Annotated in this window: 13 protein-coding genes; 12 read left to right on the forward strand and 1 reads right to left on the reverse strand. The window is 65.8% G+C overall.

What is annotated here, in order from left to right; translation table 11 throughout:
• The first annotated feature begins 47 nt into the window (after window positions 1-47).
• The 12 genes from QFZ69_RS08200 (at window position 48) to QFZ69_RS08255 (ending at window position 15,344) form a co-directional block, all read left to right on the forward strand.
• The gene (locus tag QFZ69_RS08200) at window positions 48-989 is read left to right on the forward strand and encodes an ABC transporter permease (protein ID WP_306917161.1); all 942 of its coding nucleotides are present in this window, start codon (window positions 48-50) and stop codon (window positions 987-989) included.
• On the forward strand, window positions 986-2,881 hold the full coding sequence (locus QFZ69_RS08205; RefSeq protein WP_373461834.1) for a dipeptide/oligopeptide/nickel ABC transporter permease/ATP-binding protein: 1,896 nt from the start codon (window positions 986-988) through the stop codon (window positions 2,879-2,881). Before QFZ69_RS08200 ends, QFZ69_RS08205 begins: the two co-directional genes overlap by 4 nt.
• Complete coding sequence (locus tag QFZ69_RS08210; protein ID WP_306917163.1) at window positions 2,878-3,783, forward strand: ATP-binding cassette domain-containing protein; 906 nt, start codon at window positions 2,878-2,880, stop codon at window positions 3,781-3,783. Before QFZ69_RS08205 ends, QFZ69_RS08210 begins: the two co-directional genes overlap by 4 nt.
• Before the next feature lie 62 nt (window positions 3,784-3,845).
• Window positions 3,846-4,706, forward strand: coding sequence for a sugar phosphate isomerase/epimerase (locus tag QFZ69_RS08215; protein ID WP_306917165.1), 861 nt, complete (start codon window positions 3,846-3,848; stop codon window positions 4,704-4,706).
• Between the two features lie 49 nt (window positions 4,707-4,755).
• Window positions 4,756-5,922 carry a Gfo/Idh/MocA family protein gene (locus QFZ69_RS08220; protein ID WP_306917167.1) on the forward strand — a complete coding sequence of 389 codons (1,167 nt, stop codon included), beginning with the start codon at window positions 4,756-4,758 and terminating at the stop codon, window positions 5,920-5,922.
• A gap of 102 nt (window positions 5,923-6,024) precedes the next feature.
• On the forward strand, window positions 6,025-7,086 hold the full coding sequence (locus QFZ69_RS08225; protein WP_306917168.1) for a LacI family DNA-binding transcriptional regulator: 1,062 nt from the start codon (window positions 6,025-6,027) through the stop codon (window positions 7,084-7,086).
• Window positions 7,087-7,142: 56 nt separating this feature from the next.
• The gene (uxaC, locus tag QFZ69_RS08230) at window positions 7,143-8,549 is read left to right on the forward strand and encodes a glucuronate isomerase (RefSeq protein WP_306917170.1); all 1,407 of its coding nucleotides are present in this window, start codon (window positions 7,143-7,145) and stop codon (window positions 8,547-8,549) included.
• Window positions 8,546-10,012, forward strand: coding sequence for a mannitol dehydrogenase family protein (locus QFZ69_RS08235; RefSeq protein WP_306917172.1), 1,467 nt, complete (start codon window positions 8,546-8,548; stop codon window positions 10,010-10,012). The genes uxaC and QFZ69_RS08235 overlap by 4 nt, the downstream gene beginning before the upstream one ends.
• A gap of 189 nt (window positions 10,013-10,201) precedes the next feature.
• On the forward strand, window positions 10,202-12,025 hold the full coding sequence (uidA, locus tag QFZ69_RS08240) for a beta-glucuronidase (protein ID WP_306917174.1): 1,824 nt from the start codon (window positions 10,202-10,204) through the stop codon (window positions 12,023-12,025).
• Between the two features lie 59 nt (window positions 12,026-12,084).
• Window positions 12,085-13,509, forward strand: a complete 1,425-nt coding sequence (gene uidB, locus QFZ69_RS08245) for a glucuronide transporter (protein ID WP_306917176.1) — start codon at window positions 12,085-12,087, stop codon at window positions 13,507-13,509.
• 30 nt (window positions 13,510-13,539) lie between these two features.
• Complete coding sequence (gene manD, locus QFZ69_RS08250; RefSeq protein ID WP_306917178.1) at window positions 13,540-14,769, forward strand: D-mannonate dehydratase ManD; 1,230 nt, start codon at window positions 13,540-13,542, stop codon at window positions 14,767-14,769.
• Window positions 14,769-15,344 carry a gluconokinase gene (locus QFZ69_RS08255; protein WP_306917181.1) on the forward strand — a complete coding sequence of 192 codons (576 nt, stop codon included), beginning with the start codon at window positions 14,769-14,771 and terminating at the stop codon, window positions 15,342-15,344. The genes manD and QFZ69_RS08255 overlap by 1 nt, the downstream gene beginning before the upstream one ends.
• A gap of 93 nt (window positions 15,345-15,437) precedes the next feature.
• Here QFZ69_RS08255 and QFZ69_RS08260 read toward each other — a convergent pair whose 3' ends face one another.
• Window positions 15,438-16,250 (reverse strand): MetQ/NlpA family ABC transporter substrate-binding protein, encoded by an 813-nt coding sequence (locus tag QFZ69_RS08260; RefSeq protein WP_306917182.1) that lies wholly within the window; start codon window positions 16,248-16,250, stop codon window positions 15,438-15,440.
• Window positions 16,251-16,300 lie beyond the last annotated feature (50 nt).

Genomic DNA, 16,300 nt, shown 5'->3' on the forward strand with positions numbered 1-16,300 from the left:
GGCTGCCGGACCAGGCAGCCAACCACGCCATTTCAACGGAGCCCGCAATGACCAGATTCATCCTGAAACGCCTCGGCAGCGGACTTGTCGTCTTGTTTGCCGTATCGGCACTGACTTTCTTCCTGCTTTACATCGCCAGCGGCAGCATTGCCCGGAACATCCTCGGCGACCAGGCCTCACCCGAGCAGGTGGCCCTGAAAGAAGCCGAACTCGGTCTCGACCAACCCATCCTGGCCAGGTACATAAGCTGGCTCAGCAACGCCGCTGGCGGAAACTTTGGCTCGTCCTGGTTCTCGTCCGAACCCGTGGCCAACTCCTTGGCCACGCGTATCCCGGTCACCATGACAATGGTCATCACGGCCATGATCCTGATTGCGATCATCGCAACCCTGATCGGCGGGGCCGCGGCAGTCCGGCGTGGTTGGGTCGACCGCATCGTGCAGGTCGGCGCCATCGTAGGCGATTCCGTCCCCGGCTTCGTCATCGGCATCATCCTGGTGACCATCCTGGCGATCCAGCTGGGGCTGTTCCCGGCCACCAGCACCATTTCGCCGGATGCCCCGGCAAATGCCTGGGCGCTTTCCATGACGCTGCCGGTGATCGCCCTGCTGATCAATGGCGTCACCGGCGGCGCGCAGCAGATCCGCAGCGCCGTCATCAAGCAGCTTGAGCGTGATTACGTCCGCACCCTCCGCAGCCGCGGTATCGGTGAGCGCGAGATCCTCTTCAAACACGTACTGCGCAGCGCGGCCCCCGCTGGCCTCACTGTCCTCAGTCTCCAGCTGATCGGGATGCTCGGCGGTGTGGTCATCATCGAACAGATCTTCGCGCTGCCAGGCCTGGGTCCGCTCGCCGTCGCCGCGACGGGCCAGAGTGACCTGCCCGTCGTCATGGGAGTCGTTATGTACACCGTCGTCGTTGTGATCGTGGTCAACCTGCTGGTGGACCTGCTCAACGGCTGGCTCAACCCGAAGGTGCGTGCCTCGTGACCGAGTCCGTTGAAACTGCGGCACTGACGCCGCTAACCGGCCAGCCTGAAACCGCCCAGCCTGCAGCCGGCCAGCCTGCAGCCGGCCAGCCTGCAGCCGGCCAGTCCGGAGCCGTGGTCAGGTCCACAGTCCTGAAGCGGCTGCTCAGGAACCCGCTCGGCCTCGTGGCCATGTCGATTCTGCTGGTCATGGCCCTCTTGGCGGTCTTCGCTGACGTTCTGGCCCCCGTCGAGGAGAACTTCGCCAACATCGCCAAGACCCTGGCGGACCCCGACAGTACGAACATCCTGGGAACGGACAGTGCGGGCCGCGATGTTTGGACCCGGCTGCTCTTCGGCGCACGGCTGACCCTGCTCTCTGCGCTGCTTTGCGCTGGCGTCGCCATCGCCATCGGGCTTCCGGCCGGGCTGGTCGCCGGCTACTACGCCGGGAAATTCGAAGCCGTTTCGAACTGGGTTGTCAGCATCCTCATGAGCCTCCCGGGCCTGATCGTGTTGCTGACCATCCGGGCAGCTTTCGGCCCGTCCGTGTGGGTCGCCATGATCGCCTTCGGCGTCCTGATCAGCCCGTCCTACTTTCGCCTGACCCGAACCGCAGTGCAGTCGGTACGGAACGAGCTTTATGTTGACGCGGCCCGCGTCTCGGGACTTTCAGATATCAGCATCATGAGCCGCCACATCTTCTCCGTGGTGCGGGCGCCCATCATCATCCAGACGGCAGCGATCGCGGGCGTTGCCATCGCCATCCAGTCCGGCCTCGAGTTCCTGGGGCTGGGTGACCCGTCCAAGGCCACCTGGGGTGTCATGCTGAGCGAAGGCTTCAAGAACGTCTACCTGAAACCGGAGCTGCTGTTCTGGCCGGCTTTTGCCATGGCGCTGACCATCGGCGCCCTGGTACTGCTCGGCAACGCCATCCGCGATGCCCTTGAGGACGGCGAAAAGATCAAGCACCGGAGGAAGACCGGCGCAGGAACGACGCCGGCGCCGGCCAGGTCCCGCGCCGAACGTAAGTCAGTGGCCGCCGTCGACGCCGGCACCGAACACCATCTGGTGAAGGTCACGAACCTGGGGGTGGGCTACCCGCAGGCCGACGGATCCGTCAAGAAGGTCGTCGACGATGTTTCCTTCCACGTTGACCGGGGCGAAATCCTCGGCATTGTCGGCGAGTCCGGGTCGGGTAAATCCCAGACTGCCTTCTCCATCTTGGGTCTCCTGCCGGACAACGCGGGCGTTGTCGGCGGTTCCATCCAGTTCGACGGCAAGTACACCGTGGCGCCGGGCGACGAGAAGGTCAACCAGGAACGGCTCTCCAAGTTGCGGGGCAAGCGGATCTCCTACATTCCGCAGGAGCCCATGAGCAACCTGGACCCTGCGTTCACCATCGGTTATCAGCTGGTCACTCCCATGGTGCGGGTGCTGGAGATCTCCAAGGCCGAGGCCACAAGGCGCGCTATGAAGCTCCTGTCCGACGTCGGAATCGTGAACCCCAAGCGCACCTTCGACGCCTACCCGCACGAAGTATCCGGCGGAATGGCCCAGCGTGTTCTCATCGCGGGGGCAATCAGCTGCGAACCCGACCTGGTGATCGCGGATGAGCCCACCACGGCGCTTGACGTAACAGTGCAGGCAGACGTCCTGGACCTGATCCGTGACCTCCAGCGGCGCCTGAACATCGGCGTGATCCTGGTGACGCACAACTTCGGCGTTGTTGCCGACCTCTGCGACCGCGTTGTGGTGATGCAGAACGGCCGCCTCGTTGAGGAAGGCCCGGTCCGCGATATCCTTCGGAACCCGCAGGAAAGCTACACCCAGACGCTCCTTGGTTCCATGCTGGAAGGCAAGGAACCTATGACCATGCTCGTTTCATCGACTCCAAGGGGGGCAGCATTATGACTGCAACCGCAGCTTCCGGCACTTCTGCCGGCGCCGGCGAACGCTCAAAACTTCTCAGCGTGGAAAGCCTCACCGTCGAGTATCCGGGCAAGGGCTTCCGCGCCAAGCCGTTCCGTGCCCTGACCGACATCAACATCTCAATCGGCCAGGGCGAGACCCTGGGTCTGGTGGGGGAGTCCGGCTCGGGCAAGACCACGCTGGGCCGCGCCGTACTTGGCCTGGCACCGGTGACCCAGGGCAGGATCGTCTTCGAAGGAAACGACATCAGCAAGGCCGGCCGCAAGGAACGGCGAATCTTGGGCCGGGATCTTCAAGTGGTATTCCAGGATCCCTACACCTCGCTGAATCCGGCCCTGGAAATCGGCGACATCCTCGCCGAGCCCCTCGGCGTCCAAGGCAAGTCGCCGGCGGAAGCCAAACAGCGCGTCCGGGAACTCCTGGACCAGGTGGGCCTGCCCTCCGACGCCATCCACCGGCTTCCGCGGGAGTTCAGCGGCGGCCAGCGGCAACGTGTGGCGATAGCCCGTGCCCTGGCACTATCGCCCAAACTCATTGTCTGCGATGAGCCGGTCAGTGCCTTGGACCTGTCCACCCAGGCCCGGGTCCTGGATCTCTTCCTGCAGATCCAGCGGGACACCGGAGTGTCCTACCTCTTCGTCTCGCACGACCTTGACGTGGTCCGCCACATCAGCCACCGCGTGGCCGTGATGTACCACGGCGAGATCGTCGAGCAAGGCCCGGCCGACGTCGTGACGCGAGATCCCGATCACCCCTACACGCAAAGGCTGCTGCTCGCCTCACCGGTGCCTGATCCGGACCGTCAGGAGCAGCGCCGCGCCGACCGGCACCGGCTGCTCGAAATCCAGCGGATGCAGAACGAGCAGGCCGGCGCCCTCGCCTGAGGAGACACCTCTGCCGGCAGGCAGCCGCGGCACTCATGAACAATCAACAACGGAGGAACAAAATGGCCACCATAGGCGTACAGGCAATGATGCTGAAGGACAGTTTCGCGGACCTCGGGGCGTTCGAAACGCTCCGCAAGGTGAGCGCGATCGGGTACAACGCCGTCGAAATTTCCCAGATCCCGATGACCGCGGACAACGTGGCTGAACTGGACCGGTCCCGCAGCGAGCTCGGCATGGACATCGCCGCGCTGTCCGTGGCGATGGAAACCCCGAAAGGCCGGCCGGGAGACTCCCTGACCGACGACTTCGACAAGATCGTCGATGACGCCAAGCGGCTGGAATCCAGGCTCCTGCGCATCGGCATGCTGCCGTTCCCCGCGATGACGTCCCTCGGAGCCGTCATCGACTTCGCCAAGGAGGCCAACGGTTACGCGGAGCGGCTGCAGGAGTACGGGATCGGACTGTACTACCACAACCACCACATCGAATTTGCGAAGTTCGGCGGTAAGCACCTGCTGGACATCATCGCGGAGAACTCCCCGGCCATGGGGATGGAAATCGACGTCCACTGGGTGCAGCGCGGCGGGCTGGACCCGGTCCGGACCCTCGAGAAGTACGCCGGGCGCACGGCCATGGTCCACCTCAAGGACTACCGGATCGGTGCATTGCCCGAGGCTGCGTTCGGGATGCTGGAGATCGGGGACTTCCCGGGCTTTATGCAGGAATTCAAGAACGTGGTGCAGTTCGCCGAAGTGGGCGAGGGCAACCTCGACTTCCCGTCCATCATTCCCGCGGCCCAGGCCGCCGGTGCGGAGTACCTGCTCGTGGAGCAGGACGAGCTCTATGGCCGCAGTGTGTGGGACGCCCTGCAGACCTCCTACGACAATCTCGTGGCGATGGGCCACTCGGACCTCTTCTGAACAGCCCTTTCCAGGGATCCCTTTTCAACCCGACAGGAAGCAGCATCACATGAGCAAGAAAGTACGCCTCGGCATCATAGGCCTGGGCCAGCAGGGCGGCGCCTACGCCAAGTTCATCAACGACGGCCTGGTCCCCAATATGGAGATCGGCGCACTCTGCGACATTGATCCGGCCAGGAAGGAAGCGGCCGCGGCCGGTTACCCGGAGGTGCCGTTCTACGGGGACTACATCACCATGCTGGAAAGCGGCGACGTGGATGCCGTTGTCACGTGCGTACCGCACTTCCTGCACCCCGAAATGGGCATCGAGACGCTGAAGCGCAACATCCACGCCCTGGTGGAGAAGCCTGCGGGTGTGTACACGAGGCAGGTGAAGGAACTGAACGAGTTTGCCGCCGGCAAGCCGGAACTCTCCTTCGCCATCATGTTCAACCAGCGCAACAACCCGCTGTACAAGAAGCTCAAAGAGATCGTGGAAAACGGCGAGATCGGCACGATCCGCCGCAGCAACTGGATCATCACCAACTGGTGGCGTCCGCAGGGCTACTACAACTCCAGCGAATGGCGCGCAACCTGGGGCGGCGAGGGCGGCGGCGTCCTGGTCAACCAGGCACCGCACCAGCTGGACCTGTGGCAGTGGATCTGCGGCGTGCCGAAATCGGTCTACTCCAAGGTTTCCTTCGGCTTCCGCCGCGACATCGCCGTCGAGGATGAAGTCACCGCGGTGGTGGACTACGGAGACGGCGTTACCGGCGTCTTCGTCACCGCCACGCACGATCTGACCGGCACCGACCGCTTCGAGATCCTGGGCGACCAGGGCAAGATCGTCGTCGAAGGCAGCAAGACCGCCACCGTGACGCGCCTGCATAAGCCCGAGCGCGAACTCAGCGACGGCATGGGCATGGACGATGTCCGCAAGCTCTTCATGGGCGAACTGAGCCCGGAGGAGTACTACACCACCGAGGTCATCGAGTTCGAGTCCGCCTGGGGCGCCCAGCACTCTGGCGTCCTGGAGAACTTCGCCGCCAACATCCTGGACGGCACCCCGCTCCTCGCCCCCGGCTCGGACGGCATCAACGGCGTCCGCCTGGCCAACGCCATCCATCTCTCCAGCTGGACCGGCCGGGAAGTGGGGCTGGACTTCGACGAGGACGAGTTCCTCACGGAGCTCAACAAACGGATTGCCGAGGAAGGCAAGTTCCCGCAGCGCACGTAGCGGTGCCACTGCGGGGGAGCGATTGGCGGAGGCAGGACGGCCGGGGCCGTGGCAACCGGCTGGCCTGCCCGCTTTCCCGCAGTAGCTATGTACGATGGGCCAGTGACCGAACCCGCGAAGCCCGAAGTTGCCGCAACAACCGCTGCTGCCAGGAAGGCCGGCCGGGATGGAAGGCCCAACGCCACCATCTACGACATCGCCAAGCTTACGGGCGTGAACCCGTCCACGGTGTCACGGGCGCTCAGCAAGCCCGGCAGGGTCAGCGCCAAGACGCAGAAACTGATCGAGGACGCGGCCGCCGAACTCAATTACCACGTCAACCCGTTCGCACGCGCCCTGCCTACCGGCCGGACCAGCACCCTCGGGCTGATCGTCGCGGACATCACCAACCCCACCTTCTTCGGCATCATCCGCGGCGCGGAATCAACAGCCACCGCCCGGAACTACACCCTGATGCTCGCCGAATCCGCCGAATCCCCGGAAACGGAACTCACCGCGGCCCGCCGGATGATGGCCACGGTGGACGGCCTGATCCTGGCGAGCCCGCGGATGGACGATGACCGGATCCGCGAGCTCGCCAGGGAAAAACCGGTGGTGGTCATCAACCGCGAGGTTGACGGCGTCCCCTGCGTCGTCCCGGAGGTCAACAAGGGCATCGGCGAAGCAGTCCGCAGCCTCGCGGCCAACGGACACCACAAGATCGCCTACGTGGCCGGCCCGCACCAGTCGTGGATGTCCGGCCGCCGGTGGCAGGGCGTCCAGGCGGCCTGCGAATGGTCCGGGTTGGAGGCCGTCCGGCTTGAGTCCGTGAAACCAACGGTCGACGGCGGACGGCAGGCTGCGCGCGATGTCGTCGCCAGCGGTGCCACGGCCGTGATTACCTACAACGACCTCCTGGCCATCGGACTGATGCAGGAACTCCAGGCCGCCTCGGTGGTGGTCCCGGACCGGATCAGCATCGTGGGCTTCGACGACATCTTCGGCGCGGACTTCACGACGCCGCCGCTCACCACGGTGCGCTCGCCGATGACCGCCTGCGGCACGGAAGCCGCCACGCTTCTGCTCAACGTGCTGCACGGCGCGGACCAGATTGCCGCCATTGTGCGGGTGGACACGGAACTGGTGCTGCGGGGATCCAGCGGGCGGCTGCTTCCCGCAAGCTAAATGGCAATTTTGGCAACCGGTTGACAAAGCCGTTACGTGGGTCTGATCATAGAGCTATGTCACAGACAATTGCCGCCAACCCCGACCGGCTCCTCCCTGCGGATCCCGGAACGCGCCGTATCGCCCGCGCGCTACTGGAACGCGTGCAGGACCTCCCCATCATTTCGCCGCACGGCCACGTTGACGCTGCCGTTCTCGAACACAACACGCCGTTTCCGGATCCTGCCGCCCTGCTGGTCAGTCCGGACCATTACGTCACCCGCCTGATCCACGCCAGCGGGGTGCCGCTGGACCGGCTCCGCGCCTCGAAGCAAGCGGCGCCGGAATCCCGCAGCGTCTGGCGCGAGTTCTGCGCCGCGTGGCCGCTGTTCGAAGGAACGGCGTCCGGGTACTGGCTCCGCCACCAGTTCGAGAGCGTCTTCGGCCTCCGCCAGGAGCTCAGTGCCGAGACGGCGGACGCCTCCTATGACACCATCAGCGCCAAGCTGCAGGAGCCGGGTTTCCGGCCCCGCCAGCTGTTCAAGGACTTCAACATCGAGGTCCTCGCCACCACCGATGATCCGCTGGATGACCTCGCCAGCCACAAGGCCATCGCCCAGGACCCCACCTTCCACGGCCGCGTCCTGCCCACGTTCCGCCCGGACCAGTACCTGAACATGGCGCACCCGCGGTGGCCGGAGAACGTCGAGCGGCTCATCGGGGCAGCGGGCGACGGCGCCACCGGCTATGCCGCCTACATCACCGCGCTGGAGAACCGGCGCCGCTATTTCGTGGAGCACGGCGCAGTCTCGGCCGACCACGGCGTCCGCACGCCGGCAACGCTGAAGCTCGGCGACGCCGAGGCGGCCAGGCTGTTCGACCGCGCCCGCGCCGGCCAGGCCACGGCCCAGGACCGCGAAGAGTTCGAAGCCCACATGATGTATCAGATGGCCCGGATGTCGGTCGAAGACGGACTGGTGATGACCATCCACCCGGGCTCCTACCGCAACCATCACGAGCCCACGTTCAACGGCTACGGTCCGGACACCGGCCACGACATCCCCTTCGCGGTCAACTACACGGAAGCCATCCGTCCCGTGCTGCAGGACTTCGGCACGGCCCAGGACTTCCACCTGGTGCTCTTCACCCTGGACGAGACCGTGTTCTCCCGCGAACTGGCGCCCCTGGCCGGCTTCTACCCGTCCGTGTACCTCGGCGCCCCGTGGTGGTTCCTGGACGCACCGGACGCCATGCTCCGTTTCCGTGCGGCGGTGACTGAAACCGCCGGCTTCTCCCGGTCGTCCGGCTTCATCGACGACACCCGTGCCTTCTGTTCCATTCCGGCCCGGCATGATGCCTCCCGCCGGATCGAGGCGGCCTTCCTGGCCCGACTGGTGGCCGAGCACCGGGTCAGCGAAGACCGCGCGCACGAGATCATCGTCGACGTCGTCGATTCCTCCCCGAGAAGGGTCTTCAAGCTGTGACCGTTGAACTGCAGACGGGCGAACCGGCAGAGCCCGCGCCGGCGTCGCTTCCCGGGCTGAACCGGACCAGCCGGCCAGCCGCCAAGGCCCCGGTCCGGATTGTCCACCTGGGGCTGGGCGCCTTCCACCGCTCCCACCAGGCCTGGTACACCCAGCAGGCAGGCGACGCCGCCGGATGGGGCATCGCCTCCTTCACCGGCCGCCGGCCGGACGCCGCCCTTGCCCTCGCCGGGCAGGACGGCCTGTACACCGTGGTTGAACGTGCCGATGCCGGCGATTCGTTCGAGGTTGTCAGCAGCATCGTTGAGGCCGTGGACGGCGCCAACGTGGACCGCCTCGCCGAGCTGGTCGCCGCCCCGGCGACGGCGGTCATCACCCTGACCATCACCGAGGCCGCCTACGGCCTTAACGCCCACGGCCAGCTTGACCGCACCGCTCCCGGCGTCGTCGCCGACCTGGCGCTGCTGGCAGCCGGAGCCGCCGACGCCGGCAGGCCGAAGACGCCGCTGGGCCGGCTGGTCTTTGCCCTCGCTGCGCGTAAGGCAGCCGGGGCCGGCCCGCTCGCCGTCGTCTGCTGCGATAACCTCGCGAACAACGGAACCGTGGCCCGCAACGCGGTGCTTGGCCTGGCCGCAGCCTGGGATGCCCGCCTGGCTGCCTGGGTAGATGCCAACGTCAGCTTCGTCAGCACGTCCGTGGACCGCATCACGCCACGGACCACGGAGGCCGACGTTGCAGCGGTCCAGGCCGCCTGCGGTTTCAGCGACAATTCCCCGGTGGTCGCGGAGCCCTTCCGGAACTGGGTGCTCAGCGGCGACTTCCCGGCCGGACGCCCGCGCTGGGAAGACGCCGGCGCCGTGTTCGTAGACGAGATCGAACCCTACGAGAACCGCAAGCTGTGGCTCCTCAACGGCGCCCACTCGCTCCTGGCCTATGCCGGACAGCTGCGCGGCCATGCCACGGTGGCGGCGGCATTGGCGGACCCGGGGTGCCTGCAGGCCGTCGAGGAGTTCTGGGACGAGGCTGCCGCCAATCTGGCCACTGCGGACCGGCAACGCGCAGAGCTGCGGATCCCGGAGTATCGTGCCCAACTCCTGGCCCGCTTCCGGAACGCCCGCATCGCCCACCACCTCGCCCAGATCGCCGTGGACGGAAGCACCAAGCTTCGGATGCGGGCCGTTCCGGTGCTGCAGGCCGAGCGCGCCACGGGCCGTACCGGCGGGGCGGCCGCGCGGCTCATTGCCGCCTGGATGGACTACACCCGGCTGGACTTCCCCGGCGCGGCACCGCAACTCGCCGACCCTCTCGCCGCAGAAATCCGGGTCGCCAACAGCCTGTCGGGCACCCGGCGGATCGCCACCCTCCTGGGACTGCTCAGCCCAGGACTCGGCGAGGATGCCGCCGTCGTTTCGCTCATTGAGAACCTCTGCGGAACGCTCACGGAGCCGGCTGTCTCCGAATAGCGTCCCGCAGGGCCTCACTGCCCGGCGTCCGGTCATGCCGGAAGCCGGGCAGTGTCGTAAACAAACTGGCAACCGCTTGCCAAATGATTGCCAAGTGACTAGCATTACATTCAGAAGCAAACCCCTGCGGCCCGGCCGCCTATTTCTTCCCTCCCGGCTCAGCCGCAAAGATGCGTTAGGACCCGAAAAATGCTCAAGCCCCAAGCCAGCGAAACCCGCGAAATGGTCAATCTGGACGGAATCTACCGGTTCAAGGTTGACTTCGACCGCGCCGGCCACCGGCAGGAATGGTTCAAGACGCCGCTGGCGACGGACCTCGAAATGGGTGTTCCGGCCAGCTACAACGACGTCTTCCCGGACAAAGCCATCCGCGACCATGTGGGCTACGTCTGGTACCAGCGTGAAGTGCGGGTGCCCCGCGGCTGGGCAGGGGAGCGGATCCACCTCCGCCTCGACTCCGCCACGCATGAGGGCATGGTCTGGGTGGACGACGTCCTCGTTGCCCAGCACACCGGCGGTTACATGCCCTTCAGCGCGGACATCACCGATCACGTGTCACCGGGACAGGCGTTCCGCCTCACCATCTCGGTCAACAACGAATTGACCCAGGCCACGATCCCGCCGGGCAGCATCACGGTCACCGGCGACGGCCGCCGCCAGCAGAGCTACCTCCACGATTTCTACAACTACTCGGGCCTGCACCGGAGCGTCTGGCTCTACAGCACGCCCGCCGTCACCGTCGATGACATCACGGTCGTGACCGGTTTCGAAGGCGGCACCGGCACGGTGGATTACACCATCGCAACCGCCGGCGGCACCGGAAGCGAAACGGTGAAGGTCTCCCTTCGCGCTGCGGACGGCACCGAAGTGGCCACCGGGGAAGGCGCCGCGGGCGCCTTGGCGATCGACGGCGTCGTACTGTGGAAGCCGGGTGCCGCGTACCTGTACAGCCTGACAGCTGAAATCCGCGACGGCGGCCGGCTGGTGGACACGTACACGCTGCCGGTGGGCGTGCGGACCGTTGAGGTCAGCGGCAAGGAATTCCTCATCAACGGCGAGCCGTTCTACTTCACCGGCTTCGGCATGCACGAGGACCACGTGGCGATCGGCAAGGGCCACAGCAACGCCCAGATGGTCAACGACTTCCAGCTCCTGGACTGGGTGGGCGCCAACTCGTTCCGAACCTCGCACTACCCGTACGCCGAAGAGGTCATGGAGTTCGCCGACCGCCACGGAATCGTGGTGATCGACGAAACGGCCGCCGTCGGGCTGCACCTCGGCTTCGGTGCCGTGTTCGGAGGCATCGCCAAGAAGACCTACGTCGACGGCGGCGTGGACGCCAGGACCGCGGAGAACCACCGGCAGGCCATCGCTGAGCTCGTGGCGCGGGACAAGAACCACCCGTCTGTAGTGATCTGGTCCATCGCCAACGAGCCCAACGGTTCAGAGGAAGGCGCCCGCGAGTACTTCCAGCCGCTGGCCGAACTCACCCGCCAGCTGGACCCGACCCGCCCGGTGGGCTACGTGAACGTCATGTTCGACACCCCGGAGAAGGAACTGCTGGGCGACCTCTTCGACGTCATCATGCTCAACCGCTATTACGGCTGGTACCTGAACAACGGGGACCTCGAATCCGCCGAGCAGGCCCTGGAGAAGGAACTGCGGGAGTGGGAAGCCAAATACGGCAAGCCCATGATCATGACCGAGTACGGACCGGACACCATGCCGGGCCTGCACTCCATCTATGAACAGCCCTGGAGCGAGGAGTACCAGGCCGCGTTCCTGGCCATGTACCACCGCGTCTTCGACCGCGTCGATGCCATGGTCGGCGAGCAGGTCTGGAACTTCGCCGACTTCCAGACGTCCAACGGCATTATGCGCGTGGACGGCAACAAGAAGGGCGTCTTCACCCGGGACCGCCGCCCCAAGCCAGCCGCGTTCGCCCTCCGCCAGCGCTGGACCGGGCTGGCCGGAGTCAAGAACGTCAGCGACAAGAAGCTTAACAACAACTAGCGTTTTCACCATTTTTTCGCCTGCCCCACCGGACAGGCACCGGGTAAAGGAGCCCATCCATGAAAAAGCTGAACAACCTGAGCATCATCGGCTACGGCGCCGGCGACGCCGCCAACAACCTCGCCTTCACCACTGCAACCATGTTCCTGCTCGTTTACTACACGGACGTGGCCGGCATCTCCGCGGCCGCCGCCGGCACGCTGCTGCTGGCGGTCCGGATCTTCGATGCCTTCGCCGATGTCTTCGCAGGACGGGTGGTGGACCGGGCCTACAGCAAACGCTTCGGCAAGTTCCGCCCGTTCATCATGTTCGGCTCCCTCCCGCTGCTCCTGCTCAGCGTGGCAACGTTTTCCGTGCCCCAGATCGGCGAAACGGGCACCCTGCTGTACGCCTACGTCACGTACGCGGCACTGGGCCTCGCCTACAGCCTGGTGAACATCCCCTACGGCTCGCTGGCCGGCGCCATGACGCAGGACCCGGGGGAGCGGGCCAAACTCGGCTCCGCCCGGATGGTCGGCGCCCTGCTGGTCGGTTCCGCCCTCGGCATCTTCGTGGCCCCGCTGATCAAGCCCGGCGCGGACCTGCAGTCAACGTTCACCACGGTCACGCTGGTCTTCGTCGTCATCGGCGCGGCGCTGTACTTCTTCACCGTGCTCACGGCCAAGGAACGGGTGCACCGAGCCGTCCCCAACGTCACCTTCAAGCAGAGCATGGACACCCTCAAGGGCAATAAGCCGCTGCTGATGCTCTGCCTGAGCTCATTCTTCTTCCTCACCGGCTACCTCGCCCTGACCTCCGTGCAGCTGTACTACCTCCGCGACGTCCTGGGCCGCCTGGACCTCTATCCGGTGCTGTCCATAACGCAACTTGTCCTGACTTTCGTGCTGGCCGCCTTCATGCCCAGGCTGGTCCGTTCGCTCGGCAAGAAGCGCGTGTACATCCTCTCGTCACTGCTGACGGTGGCCGGCGGCACCCTCATTTTCCTGACCCCGGCCAGCCAGGTCTGGCTCGGTTTCACCGGCCTGGTGATCAGCCTTGTGGGCGTCCTGGCCGTGAACATCGTGGTCTGGGCGTTGGAAGCCGACACCGTGGAGTACGGCGAATGGAAAACCGGTGTCCGCACCGAAGGCATCACCTACGCGCTCTTCTCCTTCACCCGCAAGAGCGGACAGGCCGTCGGCGGAGCCCTCGCCGCCTATGCCCTGGCCCTGGGCGGCTACAAGTCCGGTGCCGTGCAGACGGCGGATGCAGTCTTCGGCATCCAGGTAGCCGCCGGCGCCATGCCCGCCATCATGACCATCCTGGCCGTGCTGGTGATGTCCAAGTACAAGCTCACGGACGCGATGCACGCCCGCATCCTCGACGAGATCACGGCCCGCCGCGAACGCGGCGACGGTCCCCAAACGTCCGGTGCCGCCGAGCAATCTTCCGACGGCACCGGAACCGCCACTTCGCCCACGCCGCTCGCGGCGCGCACCAACTGACCCTGACCAGTCCCTCCGAAAGGACCTGTTGTGAAAATCATTGCCGCGGAAGTCTTTGTGACCAGTCCCTCCCGTAACTTCGTGACGTTGCGGATCACGACCGAGGACGGGGTGACCGGGATCGGGGATGCGACCTTGAACGGGCGTGAGCTCGCGGTCGCGGCGTACCTGAAGGAGCACGTTGTGCAGCTGCTGATCGGGAAGGATCCGCACCGGATCGAGGACACCTGGCAGTTCCTGTACCGGTCCTCGTACTGGCGGCGGGGTCCGGTGACGATGGCCGCGATTGCCGCGGTGGACATGGCGCTGTGGGATATCAAGGGCAAGCTGGCGAACATGCCGGTCTACCAGCTCCTCGGCGGGGCGTCCCGGAACGGGCTGCGGGCGTACGGGCACGCCTCGGGGGCGGACCTGGAATCGTTGTTCGATTCGGTGCGGGAGCATTTGGAGCTGGGCTATAAGTCGATCCGGATCCAGACCGCGGTGCCGGGGATCAAGGCCGTGTACGGGGTTGCGGCGCAGGCGCAGGCCTCGGGGGAGCGGTATGACTACGAGCCGGCCGGGCGGGGGGCGTTCCCGCTGGAGGAGGACTGGGATACCCGGGCGTACCTGCGGCACCTGCCCTCGGTGTTCGAGGCGGTCCGGAACGAGTTCGGCCCGGAGCTGCCGCTGCTGCACGACGGGCACCATCGGATGACTCCGATCCAGGCCGCGAAGCTGGGCAAGGCGCTGGAACCGTATGACCTGTTCTGGCTGGAGGACTGCACGCCGGCGGAGAACCAGGAGGCGCTGCGCCTGGTCCGGCAGCACACCACCACGCCGCTGGCGATCGGGGAGATCTTCAATACCGTGTATGACTACCAGAGCATCATCAAGGAACAGCTGATCGATTATGTCCGCGCCGCGTCGACGCACTTCGGCGGGATCTCGCCGCTGAAGAAGGTGATGGACTTCGCCGCGCAGTACCAGATCAAGTCCGGCTTCCACGGGCCCACGGACATCTCCCCGGTCGGGTTCGCCGCTCAGCTGCACGTGGGCCTGGCGATCCATAACTACGGGATCCAGGAGTACATGCAGCATTCGGACGCCACGAACACCGTGTTCGAGCAGTCGATGACCTTCGTCGATGGCTACCTGCACCCCGGGGACAAGCCCGGCATCGGCGTCGAGTTCAACGAGGAAGCCGCCGCGGCCTACCCCTACCAGCAGGCCTACCTGCCCTACAACCGCCTCGTCGACGGAACGGTCCACGACTGGTGATGAGCCCTTCAGGTTCCGCGGCCGCCGTGGTGCGGGCGCCCCGCGTGATCGTCATGGGCGTGTCCGGCTGCGGCAAGACCACCATCGGCGACCTCGTGGCCCGCGAACTCGGTGTCCGCTTCCTCGACGGCGATTCGCTCCACCCCGTGGAGAACGTGGCCAAAATGGCTGCCGGCACTCCGCTGACCGATGAGGACCGCTGGCCGTGGCTCGCGACCGTGGGCAGCGAACTGGCTGCCGCCGGTTCGGACGGCCTGGTCCTGGCCTGTTCAGCCCTTCGCCGCAGTTACCGGGATGCCATCCGCGCCCAGGCACCGGACACCGTGTTTCTGCACCTCCACGGCAGCAAGGAGGTGCTGGGCTCCCGGCTGGAGGGCCGGAGCGGCCACTTCATGCCGGCGGCCCTGCTCGAGTCGCAGCTGGCAACGCTGGAGCTGCTCGGCCCGGGCGAAGCCGGCGTCGTCGCCGACATCGCCTCACCCGTGGCTGAGGTGGTGCGTGACGCGCTGGAGGGCCTGGCGCGCCTGCGTCCCGGGGCACAGTCCGGCCTGGCCGGGCAGCTGAAGTCCCTGTAGGCCCGAAGCAGCTGATGCCGCCGGCCGCGGAGGGCCGGCAGCATCAGGAAAGCGAGGGCGGCAGGTGGCCGCCCCGCCGCGTGCCCGGTCAGGTCAGCTGGCCGGGATCACCAGGCCCTTGAACTTGGTCTGAATGAAATCCTTCATCTCCTGTGAGGTCAGGATCTTGTACAGCTTCTGCACGCGCGGATCGTCCTTCATCTCGGCCTTGACCGCCAGGACGTTGTAATAAGCGCTGTCACTGCCTTCGACCAGCAACTGCTTGTCAGCGCTCAGGCCGGCGGGAAGGGCGAATGCCAGCGTCACGATGGCCGCGTCCTTGTCGTTGAGGGCCTGCGGCAGGCTGGCGTTTTCGATCTCCGTGAACTTGAGGTTCTTCGGGTTTGCCTTGACATCTTTGAGGGTGATCGGGTTGTCGGTGACTTCGATCAGTCCCTTGGACGCCAGCAGCTTCAGGGCGCGGGACTCATTGGTGGGGTCGTTCGGGATGGCGACGGAGGCGCCGTCGGGAAGTGCCGCAAGGTCGGCCACGTTGTTGGAGTACAGGGCCATCGGCGGGAGGTACACCTTGCCGACGCTGACGAGGTTCTTGCCCGAGGCCTTGTTGTAGGTTTCCATGAATGTGGTGTTCTGGAACAGGTTGGCGTCGATGTCGCCGTCGCTCACGGCCGGGTTGGGCGTGTTGTAGTCGCTGAACTCCTTGTACTCCACGGTGAGCCCCTCCTTGGGGGCGAGCTCCCGCTGGACATGTTTCAGCATGTCCCCGGCCGGCACGGCCAGGGCGCCCACCTTGATGGTCTCGGTGGGTCCGGCGGAGGTGCTGGAGGTGCCGGCCCCGCAGGCGGACAGGGCGAGGATCGCGGCCACTCCGGTTGCGGCGGCCTTCAGGATTGGGAAACGGAACATTGGAACTCTTTCGCAGAAGGGGTTGTGTTGTGGGGATGGACACTGCGGTG

The organism is Arthrobacter sp. V1I7, from assembly GCF_030817015.1.
GTDB lineage: Bacteria > Actinomycetota > Actinomycetes > Actinomycetales > Micrococcaceae > Arthrobacter.